Annotated in this window: 6 protein-coding genes and 1 pseudogene; 3 read left to right on the top strand and 4 right to left on the bottom strand. The window is 71.4% G+C overall.

Features of this window, described 5'->3' with window-relative positions; genetic code table 11:
- Positions 1-281 (top strand): glycerate kinase (locus QN345_RS17480; RefSeq protein WP_323508969.1); only part of this gene is annotated, 281 nt, incomplete at its 5' end.
- Here QN345_RS17480 and QN345_RS17475 read toward each other — a convergent pair.
- Complete coding sequence (locus QN345_RS17475; protein ID WP_323508968.1) at positions 239-454, bottom strand: hypothetical protein; 216 nt, start codon at positions 452-454, stop codon at positions 239-241. The genes QN345_RS17480 and QN345_RS17475 overlap by 43 nt on opposite strands.
- Before the next feature lie 3 nt (positions 455-457).
- On the opposite strand from QN345_RS17475, the gene QN345_RS17470 reads away from it, so the two are divergent.
- The gene (locus QN345_RS17470; RefSeq protein ID WP_322136813.1) at positions 458-652 is read left to right on the top strand and encodes a hypothetical protein; all 195 of its coding nucleotides are present in this window, start codon (positions 458-460) and stop codon (positions 650-652) included.
- Here the strand turns inward: QN345_RS17470 and QN345_RS20650 are convergent.
- Positions 601-1,128 (bottom strand): annotated as a pseudogene (locus QN345_RS20650) (2,3-bisphosphoglycerate-dependent phosphoglycerate mutase); the annotation flags it as partial. The gene QN345_RS17470 and the pseudogene QN345_RS20650 overlap by 52 nt on opposite strands.
- A complete protein-coding gene (locus QN345_RS17465; RefSeq protein WP_322136812.1) occupies positions 1,037-1,804 on the bottom strand; it encodes a hypothetical protein in 768 nt (255 codons plus the stop codon). The pseudogene QN345_RS20650 and the gene QN345_RS17465, both read right to left, overlap by 92 nt.
- Here QN345_RS17465 and QN345_RS17460 point away from each other — a divergent pair.
- On the top strand, positions 1,803-2,639 hold the full coding sequence (locus QN345_RS17460; protein ID WP_134446182.1) for an SDR family NAD(P)-dependent oxidoreductase: 837 nt from the start codon (positions 1,803-1,805) through the stop codon (positions 2,637-2,639). The two genes, QN345_RS17465 and QN345_RS17460, sit on opposite strands and share 2 nt — an antisense overlap.
- Positions 2,640-2,652: 13 nt before the next feature.
- Here the strand turns inward: QN345_RS17460 and QN345_RS17455 are convergent.
- Positions 2,653-3,002 (bottom strand): zinc-binding dehydrogenase (locus tag QN345_RS17455; RefSeq protein ID WP_323508967.1); only part of this gene is annotated, 350 nt, incomplete at its 5' end.

Genomic DNA, 3,002 nt, shown 5'->3' with positions numbered 1-3,002 from the left:
GAGCGGCCTTCCTCGCCTTCTTCGACAGCACGATGCAGCGCGGCGTTGACGTCGTGATGGAGGCCGCCCACCTCTCCGAGTCGATGGCGGGCGCCGACATCGTGTTCACGGGGGAGGGCAGCATCGACGCCCAGACCCTCGGCGGGAAGACCCCGCTCGGCGTCGCGGAAACCGCGGCCAGGCACGGCGTGCCCGTGATCGCCTTCGCCGGCCGGGTCGGGGAGGGTGCCGAGGCGCTCTACGGGCACGGGTTCGCCAGGTCGGCGGCCGTGAAGCGATAGACGAGCGGATGCCCGGTCGGAAGATTGAGCCGGTGGATCGCGTGGTCGTCGAGGCCGTCCAGCAGCGCGCAGTAGGCCCGGAGCGAGTTCCCGTGGGCGACGACGAGCACGGTCTGGCCGAGGCGGAGGCGCGGAACCACCTGTTCGGCGTGGAACCGGCCGACCCTCGCCATGACATGGCTGAGCGCCTCGGTGCGGGTGAGCGCTTCGGCAGGGAGCCCGCGGAACAGGGGCGATTCGCGCGCGGCCGCGAAAGCCTCGTCGTCGAGGGGGGCGGAGCGGTGTTGACCGACCTGCGCCAGGCCAGGAACTGGGCCTCGCCGAATTCCGCCCGCACGTCGGCCTTCGAGCGACCGGTCAGGGCTCCGTAGTTGCGCTCGTTGAGCCGCCAGTCGGCCTGCGGGGCCGCTGGGTGTTGTCGCAGCTCCTCGACCAGGATGTCGGCCGTTCGCCGGGCCCGCTGCAGGGCTGAGGTGAACACGGCGTCGGGGTGGAGGCCCGCCGAGGCTACCAGCCTGGCGGCGGACCGGGCCTCTGCCGCCCCCAGATCGGACAGCGGCGCGTCGAGGATCCCGGTGAACAGGCCGGAGGCATTCGCCGTGCTCTCGCCGTGCCGCAGGAGCACGAGAGTGCCGGGAGTGCGGGTGCTCACTGGCCTGTCCTCTCGGCGTTCCGACCGGGACGCTCCTGTCAGGCTATCGCCCGGCCGTGCCCGGCGCGGTCGTGCTGGGCACGGCCGTTCCGGGGCGGACGGCTCAGAAGTCGAAGCCGCCGCCGAAGTCCCCGCCGCCGAAGTCGCCCCCGCCGAAGTCACCGCCGGTGTCGGACCCCGTGTCCGCTCCGGCATCCGTGCTCGTGTCGCTCGCGGAGTCCCCGCCGGAATCGGTCCCTGAATCGCTCGCTGCGGCATCCGTCGCCCCCGGGTCCGGCAGGAACGCGCTCACGAGCGCGGACCCGATCACGTAACCGGCGACCGTGCCGAGGATGGTGCTGCCGACCATGCCGCCGAACCCCAGGCCGCCCTGGCCCTGGCGGCCGAGGGTGCGTTCGAGGGTGCCGGGCTCGCGGAGCTCTGCACGGGTGGCGGCCTTCGCGAGCGTCGCTGGCGCGGCGTCGGCCGGGCGTTCGCTCGGCGTGGCGTTCTCGGTGAGGCGCTGGAAGAGCAGGTCGCGCTGCTGGTCGGTGAGCTTGGCGAAGGCCTCGGTGTGCACTTGCTCGATGGTCTCCGGCGGCGCCGTGCGCAACAGGTACTGGTAGCGCTCGACGGCGATCTCGTCGTCGGTGCGCTGCGGGACGGCGCCACGCGTGGTGGGCGCGGTGCGGGCCTGTGCCGTGCTGCCCTGTTCGTCGCGGCCGAAGAGGCGGTCGAGGAATCCCATGGTGTGCTCCTGGTCAGTCGTCTTGTGAGTCGTCGATCGGTTGCGTCCACGATGCCAGCCGGGGCTGGGTATGCACTGGGCTTCCGGGGCGCTCCCCAGGATGGCGGCTCCCGGACCGGCGGCGATGATGAATGATGGAGGCATGACTCGAACCGTTTCCGGAGCCCGCGTGCTGATCACCGGCGCTGCCAGCGGCATGGGCCGCCTCTACGCCGAGCGGGCCGTCGCAGAGGGGGCGCGGGCGGTGATCCTGTGGGATCGGGACGCCGCCGCTCTCACCAGGACGGCCGCTCGCCTCTCCGAGGGGGCCACCGGCTCGACCGCGGTGTTTCCGTACGTCGTCGACATCGGAGACCTGGGTGCGATCGCGCAGACAGCCCAACGCGTGCGCACGGAAATCGGAAATCCGGACATCGTGATCAACAACGCCGGGATCGTGCGCGGCGCCTTCTTCTGGGAACACGACAACGGCGACGACACTCGCCCCACCATGCAGATCAACGCCCTCGCCCCGATGTACATCGCCCGCGAGTTCCTGCCGGGGATGATGAGCACCAACGGCCGGGAATCGCGGATCGTGAACATCGCCTCGGCGGCCGGCCTGCTCTCCAACCCGAGGATGAGCGTGTACGCGGCCTCGAAGGCCGCCCTGATCGGCTGGAGCGATTCCCTGCGGCTCGAGCTCGTGCAGCAGGGTTTCAGCCGGGTCAAGGTCACCACGGTGTCGCCGAGCTATATCTCGACCGGCATGTTCGACGGCGCGCGCGGGCCGCTCCTGACTCCCATACTCACACCGGAATACGTCGTCGACCGGGTCTGGCGGGCCATGCTCGCCGGGACTCCGCAGGTGACCATGCCGTGGACGGTCGGTCTGTCGAAAGTGCTGCGGGGCATCCTGCCGCTGCCGGTCTGGGATCTCGTGGCCGGCCGCGTCTTCGGCGTCTACAACACCATGGACGACTTCGTCGGGCGTCGCTGACCGTCCGGGCGGGTCAGGGCAGCAGGACGATCTTGCCGCGCGGATGCCCGTGCTCGCTGAGCTCTTGGGCTGCGGCCGCCTCGGCGAGCGGGAAGACCGCTGCGATCTCGACATCGAACCGGCCGGCGGCCGCCAGCTCGGTTGCAAGTCGCAGGCCCGCCGCCCTGAGCTCGACCTGCTCCGGGGTGAGCGGAACCGGGCTGCCGCCTGACCAGGCCTGGATGCCGAGCTCCGCCGCCTTCCGGCCGACCACGATCGTGCCGATCCTGCTGCGGTCGGCGACGAGCGCGAAGGAAGCCTTGAGGGCCTCGTCGGTGCCCGCGGCATCCAGGACGACGTCGACGCCCCGGGGAGCCACCGAAC

The sequence above is a fragment of the Cryobacterium sp. 10I1 genome, assembly GCF_035019805.1.
Classification (GTDB): Bacteria; Actinomycetota; Actinomycetes; order Actinomycetales; family Microbacteriaceae; genus Cryobacterium; species Cryobacterium glucosi.
Note: the sequence above shows the minus strand (reverse complement) of the source record. Positions and strands in the feature narration are given on the sequence as shown.